This window comes from Phormidium tenue FACHB-1050, from assembly GCF_014696925.1.
Lineage (GTDB): Bacteria > Cyanobacteriota > Cyanobacteriia > Pseudanabaenales > Pseudanabaenaceae > Pseudanabaena.
Map to the genome: position 1 here is coordinate 113,398 of NZ_JACJQY010000001.1, position 16,590 is coordinate 129,987.

The 16,590-nt window shown below is 41.0% G+C and carries 19 protein-coding genes; 13 read left to right on the forward strand and 6 right to left on the reverse strand.

The window, feature by feature from the left end; all coding sequences use genetic code 11:
• Positions 1-184: 184 nt before the first annotated feature.
• The 8 genes from H6G05_RS00575 to H6G05_RS00610 all read left to right on the forward strand — a co-directional run bounded on the left by H6G05_RS00575 (position 185) and on the right by H6G05_RS00610 (position 6,658).
• Positions 185-592 (forward strand): ChuX/HutX family heme-like substrate-binding protein, encoded by a 408-nt coding sequence (locus H6G05_RS00575; protein ID WP_190575349.1) that lies wholly within the window; start codon positions 185-187, stop codon positions 590-592.
• A 27-nt stretch (positions 593-619) separates the two neighbouring features.
• Entirely contained in the window at positions 620-1,669 is a 1,050-nt protein-coding gene (locus tag H6G05_RS00580; protein WP_190575351.1) for a zinc ribbon domain-containing protein, read from the forward strand.
• Positions 1,670-1,902: 233 nt separating this feature from the next.
• Positions 1,903-2,118 carry a hypothetical protein gene (locus H6G05_RS00585; RefSeq protein ID WP_190575353.1) on the forward strand — a complete coding sequence of 72 codons (216 nt, stop codon included), beginning with the start codon at positions 1,903-1,905 and terminating at the stop codon, positions 2,116-2,118.
• 116 nt (positions 2,119-2,234) lie between these two features.
• Positions 2,235-2,456: a hypothetical protein gene (locus tag H6G05_RS00590; RefSeq protein ID WP_190575355.1), complete on the forward strand. Its 222-nt coding sequence runs from the start codon at positions 2,235-2,237 to the stop codon at positions 2,454-2,456.
• Positions 2,434-2,697 (forward strand): ParE family toxin-like protein, encoded by a 264-nt coding sequence (locus tag H6G05_RS00595; RefSeq protein WP_190575357.1) that lies wholly within the window; start codon positions 2,434-2,436, stop codon positions 2,695-2,697. The genes H6G05_RS00590 and H6G05_RS00595 overlap by 23 nt, the downstream gene beginning before the upstream one ends.
• Positions 2,698-2,809: 112 nt before the next feature.
• On the forward strand, positions 2,810-3,124 hold the full coding sequence (locus H6G05_RS00600) for a HigA family addiction module antitoxin (protein ID WP_190575359.1): 315 nt from the start codon (positions 2,810-2,812) through the stop codon (positions 3,122-3,124).
• A 134-nt stretch (positions 3,125-3,258) separates the two neighbouring features.
• Complete coding sequence (locus tag H6G05_RS00605) at positions 3,259-4,545, forward strand: ABC transporter substrate-binding protein (RefSeq protein WP_190575361.1); 1,287 nt, start codon at positions 3,259-3,261, stop codon at positions 4,543-4,545.
• Positions 4,546-4,666: 121 nt separating this feature from the next.
• A complete protein-coding gene (locus tag H6G05_RS00610) occupies positions 4,667-6,658 on the forward strand; it encodes an SPFH domain-containing protein (RefSeq protein ID WP_322096301.1) in 1,992 nt (663 codons plus the stop codon).
• Between the two features lie 179 nt (positions 6,659-6,837).
• Here the strand turns inward: H6G05_RS00610 and H6G05_RS00615 are convergent, their stop codons facing one another.
• Positions 6,838-7,320, reverse strand: coding sequence for a cupin domain-containing protein (locus H6G05_RS00615; protein ID WP_190575363.1), 483 nt, complete (start codon positions 7,318-7,320; stop codon positions 6,838-6,840).
• Positions 7,321-7,337: 17 nt separating this feature from the next.
• Entirely contained in the window at positions 7,338-7,916 is a 579-nt protein-coding gene (locus tag H6G05_RS00620; RefSeq protein WP_242025169.1) for a sigma-70 family RNA polymerase sigma factor, read from the reverse strand.
• A 205-nt stretch (positions 7,917-8,121) separates the two neighbouring features.
• Here H6G05_RS00620 and H6G05_RS25530 point away from each other — a divergent pair, with 205 nt between their 5' ends.
• Positions 8,122-8,244, forward strand: coding sequence for a hypothetical protein (locus H6G05_RS25530; RefSeq protein WP_277874731.1), 123 nt, complete (start codon positions 8,122-8,124; stop codon positions 8,242-8,244).
• A 43-nt stretch (positions 8,245-8,287) separates the two neighbouring features.
• Here the strand turns inward: H6G05_RS25530 and H6G05_RS00625 are convergent, their stop codons facing one another.
• The 4 genes from H6G05_RS00625 to gvpA all read right to left on the reverse strand — a co-directional run bounded on the left by H6G05_RS00625 (position 8,288) and on the right by gvpA (position 10,993).
• A complete protein-coding gene (locus tag H6G05_RS00625) occupies positions 8,288-8,626 on the reverse strand; it encodes a gas vesicle protein (protein WP_190575365.1) in 339 nt (112 codons plus the stop codon).
• Complete coding sequence (gvpN, locus tag H6G05_RS00630) at positions 8,626-9,507, reverse strand: gas vesicle protein GvpN (RefSeq protein WP_190575367.1); 882 nt, start codon at positions 9,505-9,507, stop codon at positions 8,626-8,628. Before gvpN ends, H6G05_RS00625 begins: the two co-directional genes overlap by 1 nt.
• Complete coding sequence (locus H6G05_RS00635; protein ID WP_190575369.1) at positions 9,504-10,538, reverse strand: coiled-coil domain-containing protein; 1,035 nt, start codon at positions 10,536-10,538, stop codon at positions 9,504-9,506. Before H6G05_RS00635 ends, gvpN begins: the two co-directional genes overlap by 4 nt.
• Before the next feature lie 236 nt (positions 10,539-10,774).
• Positions 10,775-10,993, reverse strand: coding sequence for a gas vesicle structural protein GvpA (gvpA, locus tag H6G05_RS00640; protein ID WP_009626980.1), 219 nt, complete (start codon positions 10,991-10,993; stop codon positions 10,775-10,777).
• Positions 10,994-11,391: 398 nt separating this feature from the next.
• Between gvpA and H6G05_RS00645 the strand changes: the two genes are divergently transcribed.
• The 4 genes from H6G05_RS00645 (at position 11,392) to H6G05_RS00660 (ending at position 16,586) form a co-directional block, all read left to right on the forward strand.
• Positions 11,392-11,619, forward strand: a complete 228-nt coding sequence (locus H6G05_RS00645; RefSeq protein ID WP_190575371.1) for a DUF3285 domain-containing protein — start codon at positions 11,392-11,394, stop codon at positions 11,617-11,619.
• 366 nt (positions 11,620-11,985) lie between these two features.
• Positions 11,986-12,486 carry an rRNA maturation RNase YbeY gene (ybeY, locus tag H6G05_RS00650; protein ID WP_190575373.1) on the forward strand — a complete coding sequence of 167 codons (501 nt, stop codon included), beginning with the start codon at positions 11,986-11,988 and terminating at the stop codon, positions 12,484-12,486.
• 232 nt (positions 12,487-12,718) lie between these two features.
• On the forward strand, positions 12,719-13,150 hold the full coding sequence (locus H6G05_RS00655; protein ID WP_242025170.1) for a diacylglycerol kinase family protein: 432 nt from the start codon (positions 12,719-12,721) through the stop codon (positions 13,148-13,150).
• A gap of 94 nt (positions 13,151-13,244) precedes the next feature.
• Positions 13,245-16,586, forward strand: a complete 3,342-nt coding sequence (locus H6G05_RS00660) for an efflux RND transporter permease subunit (protein ID WP_190575377.1) — start codon at positions 13,245-13,247, stop codon at positions 16,584-16,586.
• Positions 16,587-16,590: the final 4 nt, after the last annotated feature.

Below are 16,590 nucleotides of genomic sequence, written 5' to 3' on the forward strand. Positions count from 1 at the left end.
TTGTAGTCAACTTTAGAGCATTTTTGAGGTCTTTGGAATTTCTTGGTGCAATGAAGCGATCGCTGCTTTTATCTCCCAAAAGCTACACACACTAACCTTTTTCGGCTTTAATAGGGATATTGCGATCGCAAGAATTTTTCACAACATCATCACAAACTTATTAATTAATATTAAATAAACTCCTATGGCTGCTACTTTAAAAGATTTTTTAGAAGAATGTCACACTCTCGGCTTAGTGCGTCTGATCGTCACCAGTGATGCGGGTGTGCTGGAAGCAAGGGTAAATATCGAGAAGCTTTTTTACGCGGAACTCCCCAAGGGCAAGTATGCGAATATGCATTCCGAGCATATCGAGTTTCACCTAAACATGGACAAAATCTCCGATGTCCGCTTTGAAACCGCCGAAGCCAAACGCGGCAATTTCACCACCTACGCCATCCGTTTCCTTGATGCTGATGACAAGCCCCAAATGAGTGCTTTCTTGCAATGGGGTAAACCAGGGGAATATGCTGAAGGTCAGGTCGAAGCATGGGCTGCGCTCAAAGCCAAGTACGGCGAAACTTGGAAACCTGAGCCTGTTGAGAGTGTGTAAAATTTTGTTGAAACTTTAGCTCTATATATGAAAAATTACGTTACCTGCCATAGATGTAATTTCTACGTCACAAAGGATGACAAGCAATGTCCTAACTGTGGAACCATTAAACCTTGGGAGAGAGGAATAAAGTTATATTACAAGAATATAAATACAATAAAAAGCTTTGCAAAACAGGATGTTACAGATAATCCATGGTTAGGACCCATTTGGATATTTCTATCCTCACTTATTTGGATAATAGGCGGATTCATTTTTGGGGTTTTTACAGGTATCAACAATCCCTCCTTCTTTCAGGTAATTATAGGTATAATTATATTTTTTGGATACACTGTTGTAGGTGGAATTGTTTCAGCTTACTCACCTTATTGCTTGCATAAAATTATCATTTTTCTCCTTTCTGAAATTGCTCATAAGGTAGAATTAAAATCTGATAAACGTGATTCTTTATCTAAGAATGAAAAATCTATTGAAAATAGACTTCAGCGGATAGATACATCATTGTCAGAAATGACTGAGATAAGAATAGATATGTCTCAACAAATATCAATTAAAGACCTTAGTAAACAGATATCTTTTATTGATAAAGCTATAGCAACTCGCACTATAGAAAAGAGGAAGTATATTGTAAAAAAATGGGAAATTGCAATGATTCGCTGGCAAAACTCTCTTCAGAACTTACTAGTTTTTGAAAATCTAAGTTTTAATCAATATAGAACAAATATTAAATCTCTCCGAGGTAAAGAAAAAATTGGCAAAGAAATTATTGCCATATGGGAAAAGCAAGAAGATGTAGCTAACATTCACGAAGGTAAAAGAGCAATTACAAAGATGCAAAGACTACTTAACATTTTAGATTCTGCAATCAATAAACTTGTGATCAATCAAGCTGCTAAAAATATTGAGGGTGTCTCACCTGCAAGAATTTTCTCCAATTCTAACAATGAGATTTCATTAGCTGAAATCGATCTAATTGATGTCCGTAATTCTCTAGGAGAGTTCTCAGCAGATTTTGACAAATTAGAGCAAGAATATGATCGATTAAGTAGCGAGCTGGATTTGATGGAAGGGATGTAGGTTTTGAACATTCAAAAGATATTGATTAGTTCATATTTTTAGATAATGACTAATTGAGTGCTACTTGATTTATGTTGGGGCGATCCGTGATATTTTGAGGTGTTGAGGGGGCAACCGCTATTTGATTTTGGTGAAATAGCGGTTGCAATTTTGGGTATTGATGGTGCGGTTGTGTTAACAAAATGAATCCATTGTTATAATCATTTCTACAACATGAGTAAGTTCTAACTCTAATGTCGATAACCATTGAAGAAAGAGTCTCAATCCTAGAAGCTGAAATCAACTTGATTAAGAACAAAGTGGAAAGTCCAACTACTTCAGTAAAACCTTGGTGGGAGCAAATCACAGGAACATTTGCTGATAGCCAAGACTATGACAAAGCTATGCAACTAGGCAAAAAATACCGTGAGTCATTGCGTAAGGCATCAACAAAGTCCCGCAAAAAATAGATATTTGATTTTTGTGGAGTGGCGATCGTGATTTTGGGTGTTGAAGGGGCGATCTCTTTACCTCATGTTAGGATTTATCAAGGTAAATATACTGATACTCACAAATTAATTCTCCTATGAACACTCTAGTAGAGATTAAAACAGCGATCGCTAGATTGTCTGATGATGAAACATCAGCATTATTATCGTGGCTACAAGAACGCTCAGAAGATGACTGGGATAAACAAATAAAGAAAGACTCAGAGCAAGGTAAATTAGACAAAATTATCCAACGAACAAAAGCCCATATCGCCGCCAATCGCGTAAAGAAACTGGATGCAGTCATTAACAACCCCTGATTTTTGGGAATCTTATGCAGCTTTGCCACCAGCCATCAAAGCCCAAGCCCAAAAAACTTATCAAATCTGGCTAAGCGATCGCTTCTATCCATCCTTACACTTTAAAAAAGTTAATCAAAATCTATGGTCTATTCGCATCAATAGAGAATATCGAGCTTTAGCCTTAAAAGAAGGAGATGATTATTATTGGTTTTGGATCGGGTTACATGACGAATATGAGAGATTAATTGATGAAAGTTGATTTTAAAAAGGCGATCGCGATTTTGGGTGTTGAGAGGGGCGATCGCTAGTTAACATTTTGGATAGGGTGGCATAATCGAAATTGTCGATTATCACTAAAGGAGAAAAGAACTATGGCAAGCCCCCCAATTCACGCTGGCGAAATCTTAGCAGATGAACTAGAAGAACTTGGAATTAGTGCATCAGAACTAGCGCGATCGCTTCATATCCCCACAAATCGAATTACACAAATCCTCAAAGGGCAAAGAGGTATTACTGCTGACACGGCATTGCGTCTAGGTCGATGGTTTGGCACTGGTGCAGAACTATGGCTTAATTTACAAAAAGCTTATGAGTTACGCCTAGCTGAGGAGTTATCTGGAGAAGAAATTCAAAAAATGATTCAACCTCGTTCAGATATAAATAATCAGCAGTTAATTCAAGTGTAGATCGATGATTTTGGGTGTTGAGAGTGGCGATCGCTGTTTGATTTTTGAAGTGGCGATCGCGATATTACAGGCAAGCATAAACCAGACAACATTCTAATTTGCTCTATAATCAAACTCAAGTTAGTAATTTTGATATGACACCTAATCTCTTCTCAAACCTCAACCGCCGCAAATTTATCGGACTCTCTACCCTATTTTTACTTGGAGCCTGTGGATCTCAAACGACTCAATCCACCACCTCCTCAGGTAAAAGCAAAATCGTCTTTTGGACAATGCAATTAAAACCACAGTTTGACAAATACATGACGGATTTAATTGCAGGATTTGTAAAAGTAAATCCGACAGCAGAAGTAGAATGGGTGGATATTCCTTGGGGAGAGATGGAAACTAAGATTTTGAGTTCTGTCGCCGCAAAAACTGCTCCCGATGTTGTAAATCTAAATCCTCAATTTGCCTCGAAATTAGCTGAGAAAAAAGCGCTAGTGGATATGGGTAAATCTATATCTGATGCTGATAAGGCTAGCTATTTCCCGAATATTTGGAAAGCAAATCAACTAGATAATGTCACCTTTGGATTGCCTTGGTATGTAGCAACTGATATCACTATTTACAACCGTTCTCTATTTGAAAAAGCTGGCTTAGATCCCGCAAAACCACCTAAAACCTTTGAGGAACTCACTAAGGTTTCCGAACAGATTAAAGCAAAAACTGGCAAATATGCTTTCATGCTGACAATGGATGGTGGTCAGGTTTTAGAAGCGATGGTACAGATGGGCATGAAGTTGCTGGATGCCAATGGCAAGGCTGCTTTTAACGACGCTGCTGGCAAAGCCGCCTTTGACTATTGGGTAAATCTCTTTGAGAAGCAACTAATTCCCCGTGAAATCTTGACCGAAGGACATCGCAAAGCAGTAGAACTTTATCAAGCGGGGGAATTGGCAATTTTATTAACTGGCCCCCAATTTTTGCAAGCCGTTGCTCAAAATGCCCCTGAGACTGCTAAAACAACCGATATTGGCTCACAAATTACTGGCTCAACAGGTAAAAAGAGCGCGGCTGTAATGAATGTCGCTGTACCGACTACATCCACCAATCAAGAACTAGCCGTAAAATTCGCACTCTACTTAACTAATGCTGAAAACCAGCTAGCTTTTACCAAAGTAGAGAATCTATTGCCTTCCACAATTAAGAGTTCTAGCGATCGCTATTTCACTGAAGCCGCCAAAGATGCATCTATTCTTGATCGCGCCAGAGTGATCAGTGCCTCGCAACTTCCACAATCCGAAGTCTTAATTCCTCCTGCTAAAGACATTGAGAAGCTTCGCAAGATTATTTACGAAGAGTTACAACTGGCGATGCTCAAGGAGAAACCTAGCGATAAAGCGATCGCTTCTGCTGCTGAGCGTTGGAACTCACTTTAATAAAGAGCTAAAGTCTTTGCCTGTGGCAAAGACTTTAGCTTGTTAATTTTCTTAGTGTATTTTGAGGATTTTCTGACAGCTGCGCTAGATTAGCAGCAGTTCTGAAAGTGGGGTATTACCCGTGAAGAAATTAATTAATATTCAGGATATTTGTCAAAGCTTTAGCAGGAAGTTTTGGCAGCGATCACTGGTTTCAGGTGCAGCGATCGCCATGCTTGGTACTGTTACATTACCTATTATCAGTAGTAATGGATCGGCGATCGCTCAACAAATTTCGCAGCAAGATACAACTCAAACGCGATCGCAATCTGTACAAACGATGCAAGTAGCCGATCTTAAATTTCCATTGTGGGTATGGATAATTGGTGGCGTTGTGCTCGTCTTTGTCTTTTTGCCACAGGTGGGTTGGATTTTAGGATTGATCGTAATCGGTGAACGCGAAGTTGGGATTGTGGTTAAAAAATTCTCATTTCGTGGTGATTTACCAGCAGGACAACTTGTTGCTCTCAATGGTGAAGCAGGATATCAAGCCGATACCCTTGCGCCAGGTTGGTATTTTGGCTATTATCCTTGGCAATATGGAATTCGCAAAGAGTCTGTAGTCGTAATTCCCCAAGGTGAAATTGGTTTAATTATTGCCAACGATGGCAAATCGATTCCCCCCGATCGCATTCTCGGTAAAACTGTTTCCTGTGACAACTTCCAAAATGCAAGAGAATTTCTGTTGGCTGGAGGAGAAAAAGGTCGCCAGATCGGCATTCTAACCGCAGGAACCTATCGGATTAACACTGCTCTATTTACAATTGTTACTTCTGCAAATGCTGCTCAAAATGGCATGTCACCTGCGGAGTTAAGGCTCTATTCAGTTGCTACAGAAAAAGTTGGCATTGTCACTACGTTAGATGGTATTCCCATCGAAGCAGGAGCGATCGCAGGGGCAATTATTCCTGAACATGACAATTTCCAAAATGCTCAGTTATTCATTAATGGCGGTGGTCGTCGTGGCTTGCAGGAGCAGGTAATTCTATCGGGTTCATGGAACCTCAACCCTTGGTTTGCTCAAGTGGAACAGGTGAGAATGACTGAAATCCCCATTGGCTATGTGGGCGTAGTGATTTCCTTTGTGGGCGGATCGCAAGATGATGTCAGTGGCGCTTTATTTACCCATGGTCATTTAGTAAATGTGGGTGACAAAGGTGTCTGGATTGAGCCGCTTTACCCTGGTAAGCATCCATTAAATACGCACATTATGAAAGTAGAACTAGTTCCCACCACTAATATTGTGCTGAACTTCAGTTCTCGCACAGAAGAGCATGGTTACGATTCTAAACTTAGTGCTTTAAATGTGCGTTCTAATGATGGCTTTGCCTTCAATTTAGAAGTTGCCCAGATCATTCATGTGGGTTCATTGGATGCACCTAGAGTAATTTCGCGAGTTGGTTCGATGCAAAATCTCGTCGATCATGTGCTGCGTCCTACAGTTGGCAATTACTTCCGTAACTCGGCACAGGCGTATACCGTCTTAGATTTCTTGATTGCTCGCAGCGATCGCCAAGCAGAAGCCGCAGATTTTATTCGTAATGCTCTACACGCCTATGATGTGCAGGCTGTTGATACTTTACTCGGTCAAATCGAACCACCTGAAACCCTAATGCAGACCCTCACTGATCGCAAAATTGCTGAGGAACAACGTAAAACCTACGAAGTACAGAGAGTTTCTCAAACCCAACGCCAAGAGCTTGTGCGAGAAACTTCCCTTGCAGATATTCAAAGAGAAATCGTCACGGCGGAACAGGGTGTCCGTATTGCTGAACTCCAAGCCAATGCTAAGGTCAAAGAGGCAAGTGGCGAAGCTGAAGCCATCCGCGTCACTGGTGAAGCGAAAGCTGATGCCTATCGTGCAGGGGTAGATGCCCTTGGCGGTAACTCCTATGTTGCGTTGCAATTAATGCAAACGATCGGCGATCGCAATGTGCGGGTTGTGCCAGATGTGGCGGTCAATGGCGGCGATCGCGGTGGTGGTTTGCTCGATGGTGTATTAGGAATGTTGCTTTGGAATCAAAATAAAGAAGCAAAGGAAGCAAAATCTGATAGCCTCACCAGATTGCCATAAAGATTTTACAAATCATATTTTTGGTGGCGCGGCTTCGCCGTGCCACCAAAAATATGATTTTTTATGTGGCAACACTTTCGTGTATTGGTATGATTAGAAAATAGAAGCCAAAATACCAGTAGCGGCGCTTCGCGCCGCTACTGGTATTTTGGCTTCTAGCTAGATATTGGCAAGGAAATTTATAGAAAAACATCATCTAAAGATGTGCGGACAAAAAACATACAACCTGCGATCGCATAGGGTGAATGCGTAGAACCAGCCGCCGAATAAATATGATCACCTGCTTTGTAAGTAGTGCCGCGATCGGTTAACTCACCTTCGATCATAAAAATTTCTTCCCCAGTCGCATGACGATGTAGGCGATAAGAGACATCCACTTCTGCGCGAATTAAAGCAGATATTTCCCTTTGCCCACGATCAATATTTAATACAGCCATCACCAAACCTTGGACGGGATGCTTCCGCCATTTGAGTTCGGTTGATCGCTTTGTCATAATATCCAAAACTTCAGCTTCTATCTGAATCCGCTTGAATAGCCTCTGTTTGAGATTAGCAGGTACTGTCAAAGATGGCTCAGCATAAGCAAGAGTCGTCGCAACATCCTGTAGCGATTGTACTTCTTGTTCTACTGTAGGTAGGTCATTGATGTCTTCTTGGTTCATATTGTTGGTAGCATTTCCTAAGAACTAAACCATTCATCGCCAATCATTTCACGTAACTTTTTTAGCCCTAGACGAATGCGAGTTTTCACAGTACCAAGGGAAATACCTATCTCTGCTGCAATTTGACTATGACTAAGCCCTGAAAAATAGGCAAGTTCTAAGGCTAAACGTTGTTCAGCAGGAAGATTATCCAGACAAGATTTAATATAAATACTTCTTTCTTGGATGATCGCATCATTTTCAGGGCTATCTGTCTGCCAATGCATCATTAGTGCATCTTCAGAAGCGTTGACAACTTTATCAAACCTTGCATGATTGCGTAAGCGATCTAAAGCGCGGCTACGGGTCAACATAAATAACCATGTATCTACTCTCGCCTTTTGAGGATTGTAGTTTTTGGCAATTTTCCATACTTGAGTGAATACGTCTAAAACTATCTCTTCGGATTCTTCTGAAGATTTAAGAATGCGATGGGCGATCGTATAAATGACCCTAGAATAGCGGTCGTAAAGCATTGATAGTGACACTTGATCACCTTCAGCGATTTGACGAATAAGCGCAACTTCATCGAGTCTACTTGCATAATCAATTTTCAAAAATTGGCGATCGCATGAATCCAATGCAAAATCCTCTCCGTAGTTTTTGCCCAATCAGAGAACAATCAAATTTCTAGCTTTATACCAAAACACAAAATGGCGTAGCCATTTTGTGTTTTTAAAACCTTTACTGGATTTGGTTTTTAATTCACAAAAGTGTTGCCACACTTTCGTGAATTGGTATTACTTCAATTAGAAGTGATTTATGGCTTTGCAATTTAATAAGGAATCAATTTGTGGTGGTACGGCTTCGCCGCACTATCAAAAATTGATTCCTTATTTTATAGCGATCGCTGATCCAACACAATTATCTCAATGCTTGAATTAAGGGCTATAAAGCAAAAAAGCCTTGCTTTGCAGGGCTTTTTTGTTTAATTACTATTGTTTGACTCTAATTGCCTAGAAGCGGCTAGTTCTCTTTCTAAAAGATTGACTCGCTCTAATAATTGCTGGTTAGAAGCAAGTAATTCTTGAGTTCTGGAAGACAAATAGGGATCGGACTCCCACCAGTTAATTCCTATTTCCTTAGCCTTATCCACTGAGGCAACTAGCAAACGAATCCTGATACTCAGTAACTCCACACTGCCCACGGACACTGTGATATCACCAGCAATGACGATTCCCTTATCTAATACTCTTTCCAGAATATCGGCAAGGGAAGAGCCAGTTGTGCTAGTTTTGATTGCTTGAGGTTTCAGCGCTTGAGACATTAAGGTATTTGATCCAATAATTTAGCGAGTCCGAGTTCTGATTCAGGCTTACCATCACCATAGCGAGAAATTAGGACATCAAAGCAAAGATCTCGAAAGTCCTCATCTTTGCCAGACACAGAAATCTCATGCTCATGACATATTTTACCAATCAGTAGACAAGCTCGTAAGCTCGATGCTTTACTACATTCCACCTGACGACGAAAGCCACGAATTAAGTTGATTAATTTCAGAGCTTGAGTGCGATCTAGTCCAACCCGATTTACCAAAATTTGCTTTTCGGTTTCCACATCAGCTTCGCCAATGTTAATCGTGATCATCCGATCAAGTAGCGCATCCTGAGTGGGATGTACTCCAGCATATTCTTCGGGATTAGAGGTAAAAATGGCGCGAAACATTGGATGTACGCGCACATATTCTGATTGAGAACTATCTGGTGGCAAGACAATCAACTTTTCTTCAAGGGCGCTGAGCAGAACGTTATTTACTTCTGGGCGCGATCGGTTGAACTCATCGTAAATTAACGTAAAGCCTTCCTTAGCTGCCAAGGTGAGACGTGAATCTGTCCAACTTTGGCGCAGGTCATCTTCAACTTTTAAAACTGAGTGGATATAGTTATCGACAACTTTTTTGCGCGTATAGCCTGAGTTAGAGCCAATCAGTTGTGACGATCGCAGATCCTCATCACCATAGATCAGCACCATCGGTCTACCAACTAAACCCGCAAGATGCATTGCCAATGTCGTTTTACCAGTACCCGCAGGTCCACGCAAATGGATTGCAAAGCCAGACTGTAAATAGCGCAGCGCCCGACGGACTATTTGCTTGGTGAAGTCAGTACTAATAAACTGACGGGCATTAGCATGGAGAACTGTGGTCATGTTGAGGAACCTTCTGCCATTTGTAGCAGGGTATTAAGAATATCCGACGGATCAACTTTCAGAGTGTTAGCTCCTTGAGCTAGCAAGTCTCTAACCGTATCGCGATCATTGACAACTTCTAACAAACTAGAGTTTGTCGATAGTTGGGCAACGTAGTCAACCACAAATTGCTCGATTTTGCCAGCAGGTTTAGGTGCTTCTTTGACTTCAATGGGTTTGGCGATCGCAGGTTCAGGCGCTGAAGCAACGACACTTTCAGATTTAGGATTTTTCTTTTTGGGTTTAGAACTGGAACTTTCGGAAGCATCAGGAGACTTTGTGGTGTCTTCCTGATTGGGCTTGGCAACAGGTGGGTTCACCACAGCAGTGCGAGAGCCTGACCAAACTGAATTAGTTAGCTCCGAACGAAAATTCTTTAATTTTAGAGCTTGGGCTTCGGCTTCAGCAAGTCGACTTGCCTCAATTTGCGCTAACGATGCTTTGACATTAGCTACGCGATCGCTAAATTCTTGTGCTCTTTGCTGTGCAGCGATAGTTGCATTATCAAGACGAGTTTTAGTCAGATCTTCTAGTTGCATTTTCGTTAAAGCAGCGCGATCTTGAACTAGTTGTTGGCGTTGAGCTAGGCTAGCTTCACCATCACGAATCCGTGCTTTACGAATATGTTTTAGTTGCGATCGCGTTTTAAAGGTACGAGTTCTGACCTCTTGAGCGCGTTGCTCATTATCTTCTACGGCTTGCTCAGTACGAGTAGTATTGAGAGTCTCCAAGTATTCCGATACTTGAGCCGCCCGATCTTGAATCTCTTCCCTGCGAGATTCTAAGGCATTTTCAGCGATCGCCTGTCTACCTTGTTCCCACGCAAGGCGAGTTTGCTCAGCATGAGCTAAATACTTTTCAGTCGCTTGGGCTTGGGCTTGCAAATCCCTTTCTCTCTGTTCCCTCGCTAGTTGCTGTTCAGCCAAAAAATCTGCTCTATCTTGTAACCGTCTCTGCCTTGCTTCTGCAAATTCTTGCATCAAAGAAGCCATAACGTTAACCTCAAATTCACTCTTTCAAATCAAAATAAATCAAACTTTTCAAAACGCCCCAAGTTTCATTAAATGAGTCCCCCTTGCCACCGTAACTACCCTGCCAAAAATCTATTGCTTTGTCAGCAAGAAACTGACAAGATAGTTTTTAGTGAGAAGGGGGTAGAAAAGAAATCGGTAGGCTAATAATCTATTGTTTAGCGACTTACTACTAGCATTGCTAGTGGTAAATTTTACTAAGCAGCAGGTACTGCCGCCGATGCCGTCAAACCAACAGCTTCAGCATACTTGAGGTATGTTTCTACTGAGGCAATAACAACACGCGCTTCGATTGATAATAGTTCGATTCCCACCAAAGAGACTCTCACCCATGCATCAATAACGATGCCCTTATCCAAAATACGATCGATGACTTCCGCTAGACTAGAGGAAGAGTTGACTTTTTCGACTGCCATAGTAATGTTCTCCTTGAGTTAACTATGTTAGGCATATAAATTCTGCCTTTGCAAACTGTACTATACAACAGCAAAATTACTTATACTTATTTTGTATTAATTATTTTGCATGTGCTTATCTTTTGACTATAAAGATAACATCTTTAATTCTATAAGGTATTGTGAATATTGATGATAAACTTTCTTTAAGAGGATGCAGTCAAAACAGAAATATTTTTCTGGCAATTACCAACGCTGAGCGATCGCTAAAAACTAGCGGCTAACTAAAAATAATTAATACATTTAGTTAATGCATTGAACTGATTTGTAAGCAAAAAAGTCTAGCTATTTAAAACTGGTCATATTTTTGAAATTACTTTAAACTTAAGAGTGAAAACCCACTAATTATCGATTAACCCATGAATAGCGATTCCAATACCTCATCTAATTCAAGCTCAAGCACTACTAATAGTAGTGAAGTACTCAATCAAGTCTCTACTGCCAACAATCAAAAAGAGCAAGATAGTTTTGTGAAGCTTGCAATGAAGAATATGGTCAAGAAAGGTAGTACATCTCTATTTCATTTTTCACTGACAGTCTTTGGGGTGATTGGAGCTTTACTAGGATTAGCAATCATTTTTCACTAGAAATTTGATATTATCTGATTAATCAAACTAGTTGATGAGAGTCCTACTTTAGAGAAGCAATTAGCAAGACATTAAGAATATCAAAACCAGAAAACTGAAAAAGCAGATAAATTCTTTTGCATTCTTATCTTTGATAGTTTTTGTTTAAAGATGTCTATTCATAAGCTAATTTGTTCCTTTGATTATGTTTCCTATCAACAACCAAAAAACAATTAAGTTCAATTTACTTTTCAGGAAAAAGATGAAAGTTACTATGTATGACGACTAATTTTTGCTGATAAATTTAATTAGTTCTTAAATTGAGAATGTCATAAGTTGCTAATTTTTTGTAGTTTTTTGTAGTTTAGCTGATGGGACTGTAGAGCATTGAGTATTGATTTGTACTGTGAAATCTATCCTGAAGTTGCCGATCGCCATCCGATCGCAGTAGAGCAATGGCAGGAATGGTTTGCTAAATGGGAAACCTATCTTGTTTCTGAACAGGCGATCGCGGCTGGAGAGTATGAGCTATCGCTTGCCATTACCGATGATTTGAAAATTCAACAGTTAAATTTGCAATATCGTCAACAGGATCGACCAACTGATGTTTTGTCTTTTGCAGCTTTAGAGTCCGATATGCCAGAGATTCCCAGTGATGACTCTGGTTATATTGAACCAACTTATTTGGGAGATATCATTATTTCTCAAACCACAGCAATTTCTCAGGCGCAGGAGCGTGGTCATTCGCTAACCTATGAACTTGCATGGCTAGCAGCCCACGGTTTATTACATTTACTCGGCTGGGATCACCCTGACGATGACAGTTTAGAGGTCATGCTAACGCAGCAAGCCTTAATGTTGCAGCTAATTTCGCTCCATGAAATTTAAATAATTGATAGTTTAGGGTCGGCACTTTGCGCCGACTCTAAGACAATGTAAAAATTAGTAAACAATTACTTAAGTATTTTTGTTCTTAATTTGATTAAACTAATTTTCTAGCGTTAAAATCTTTGAAGTTTTTGGCAATTGCTGGCAAAGTCTATTGGGAATAATCTCCATGAACAATGATTTACCGCTATCAAGACTATTTTTATTTAAATCGCCTTCTTTAACCGAGCAAATGACAAAGACTGATGAATTGGAAACATCTGAGCAAAGTGCCTCTCAACGTAGTGATTCTTTTCAAATTGCCACGAATTTACTGCTTAGTTTTCAATATGCTGGACAGGGTGTGGGCTATGCCTTCCGAACTCAGAGAAATTTTCGGATTCATTTGACTATTGGGGCGATTGCTTTATCGCTGAGTCTTTATTTTCACCTTTCGGCTGTAGCCTGCTCGATTATTAGTTTAACGATCGCCTTAGTTTTGGTACTGGAGTTGTTAAATACAGCTTTGGAGGCGGTGGTCGATTTGACGGTGGGGCGTGAGTTTCATCAGTTAGCCAAAGTTGCTAAGGATTGTGCGGCTGGTGCAGTGCTAATTGCGGCGATCGCGGCTTTGATGATTGCTAGCGTGCTATTATTGCCCAATATTTTGACAGCATTTTCCTAAAAACTTAAAGTGTCTTAACAGCTCTTTCCCAGATGATTACAGCAGTCAGTGGCTAGTCTTCCTTCCGAAACTCTTAATTTTCATATTTCTGCCCATGCTGCTATCGATCTCTGATTTCTTCATTAGAAGACCTGTGTTTGCCACAGTTTGCTCTGTGGTGATCACATTATTGGGAGCAGCTTGTATCTTCTTGCTGCCTGTTGCTCAATATCCTGAAATTACGCCTCCCAAAGTTACTGTTAGCGCTAACTATGTTGGTGCTAATGCAGAAGTTGTCGAGTCTACAGTTACGAATATTCTTGAAAGAGAACTGAATGGAATTGAAGGAGTCCGCTACATTACTTCAACTAGTTCTAATAATGGAACTAGTTCCGTTGATTTGGTCTTCGATCTAGGCAAGAATAAAGATCTTGCGGCTGTTGATGTACAGAATCGTGTTTCTACGGTAGCGTCGCAGTTACCAGGACCAGTGCAGCAAACTGGCGTAAGAGTTAGTAAAGAATCTTCAGGTTTTCTATTTGCGATCGGTGTATATGCTGAGAAAGGAGAATACGACGATCTCTATTTGAGTAACTATGCTGATCTTTATATTGTTGATGCCATCAAAAAAGTTAAAGGTGTTGGCAGCGTCATTATCTTTGGCGAACGTAAATATGCCATGCGTGTTTGGCTAGATCCTAACCGCCTGTCGGCTCGAGGTCTGACCGCTCAAGATGTCGTATCAGCAATTCAGCAACAAAACTTACAAGTGGGTGTTGGTCAAATTGGACAGCAGCCCAATTTACCTGATCAGCAGTATCAGCTTTCAATTTCGGCAAGTGGAAGATTAAAAAATACGGAAGAGTTTTCGGAAATTGTAATTAGAACCGCCAGTGATGGCTCACCAATCAAACTGCGGGATGTCGGACGTGTGGAATTGGGAGCAGAGAATTATGGCTCGTCACTACGATTTAATGGAACTAGAGGTATTGGTTTAGGTGTATCCCAGTTACCTGATGCTAATGCCTTAGACGTTGCTCATGCCGTCAAGAAAGCTCTGGAGGAGTTGAAGCCTAGTTTTCCCCCAGGGTTAAATTATGAGGTGGCTTTTGACACAACTACCTTTATCGAAGCTGGTACAGAAGAAGTACTTATCTCACTCTTGATTGCGATCGCTTTAGTGATCCTAATTATCTTTTTGTTCCTGCAAAATTGGCGATCGACCTTGATCCCTGCTGTTGCTATTCCTGTCGCTCTAATTGGGACATTCATTTTTATCAAACTCCTCAATTTTAATATCAATACCCTGACTCTTTTTGGGTTGACCCTTGCTACAGGGCTGGTAGTTGATGATGCGATCGTCGTGGTTGAAGATATTACGCGGCGCATTCAAGAAAAAGGAGAGAATCCCATCCAAGCAGCGATCGCATCCATGAATGAGTTACAGGGCGCGGTAATTGCCAGCTCATTAGTGCTGATTGCTGTATTTGTACCTGTTGCTTTTTTCCCAGGAACGACTGGGCAATTGTATAAACAATTTGCGCTAACGATCGCCTTTTCGATCACAGTTTCCACTTTTAATGCGCTGACACTTTCGCCAACCTTAGCAGCTCTATTACTGAAGCAAGAGCAACCCCGTAGCAATTGGTTTTTTGATCGGGTGAATTGGCTAATTGATGGAACAAGGCATAACTATCAATGGCTAGTTACGAAATCAACTAACTTTAAAGGGATTGTGATGATCTTCTTTGTGATCTCCCTTTTTATAACCTATTGGGTCTATACAATCGTTCCGAGAGGTTTTTTACCACAGGAAGATCAGGGCTATTTCATTACGATCGTGCAAGCTCCTGAGGGCGTATCCCTTAATTACACCGAAAAGGTGCTAGAGAATATTGAAGGAATCATGCGTCGTAAAGATGACAAGGGCGAACCTGCTTATCCTGAAATTGCGAATATCTTTGCAATTGGAGGCTTTAGCTTTAGTGGTAATACCCCCAATAACGGGATTGTATTTGCAACGCTAAAGCCTTGGAAAGAGCGATCGCGATCGGCTGACAGTATCATTGGTGGGATGGTTCCTCAACCCTTTGGACTATTGCCTGAATTACTTTCTATTAAAGAAGCTTTTGTAATTCCCTTTCCACCTCCAGCAATCCAAGGTTTAAGCAACTATGGTGGTTTCGAGTTTCAGTTGCAAGATAAGGCAAATCAAGGATTCCCAGAAATTGAGCAAACGATGGGTGCTTTATTGGGTAGTGCGAGTATCTATCCAAATAAGTTTACAGATCCCCCAAATAGCCCAAAACTTCCTCCCATGTTGGCAGGATTGCGCCCAAATTTCAACGGCAATACGCCCCAATTAACCGTAGATGTCGATCGCATTAAGGCAAATGCTTTACAAGTCTCTTTACAAGATATTTACAGTACCTTGCAAACTTTGTTAGGTTCGCAATATGTTAATGACTTTAATACCTTTGGTAGAACCTATCGCGTCTATGTCCAAGCTGATGCTAAGTTCCGATCTAATCCTGACGATATCAATAAACTCTATGTGCGATCACAAACAGGACAGATCATTCCCCTTAGTAATTTGGTGAAAGTGACCCAAACCGTTGGCCCCTCGATCATCAATCACTATAATCTTTTCCGTTCTGTCCAAATCACTGGCAATACCGCCCCTGGAGTCAGTTCTGGGCAAGCGATCGACGTTATGGGCAAGATTGCTAAAGAAGTTCTACCTAAGAGTTTTGGCTATGAATGGTCAGGATTATCCCTTGAAGAAATTGGGTCAGGTAGTAGCGCCTTCTTTATTTTCGGCTTAGGTGTTGTATTTGTATTCCTAGTTCTCGCGGCTCAATACGAAAATTACATTGACCCGACCATCATTATGCTCACAGTCCCACTTGCGGTCTTGGGAGCGCTCTTAGCCGTGATGTTTCGCGGTCTATTCAATCCTAATTTCTCCAATGATGTTTATACCCAAATCGGTTTGGTGATGTTGATTGGTATGGCAAGTAAAAACGCAATTTTGATTGTGGAATTTGCTAACCAACTACAAGAGCAGGGTTTGAGCATTACCAAGGCAGTGATCGAGGCTTCACAGCAACGGTTGCGCCCAATTCTGATGACTGCTTTCTCCACGATTATCGGTATTTTCCCACTGGTAATTGCTACAGGAGCGGGGGCGGCGGCGCGTCAGTCAATTGGTACTGCGGTTATGGGTGGTATGTGTGTAGCAACTTTGTTAAGTCTATTCATCGTTCCCATCCTTTACATTGTCATTAAAAAAATTGAGGAACGGATGAAGATAGGCTTGCATCGCCCTAAGCATGGTGAACTAGCGATCGCCGCAGAATTCTATGAAGGTGGTTTGCATGGCGACCCTTTGAACGGTAATCATGATGGTAATCATTCGGCTGAAGACTACCAAGAAGATAATAGTCCGAAGCCTTAGTTGT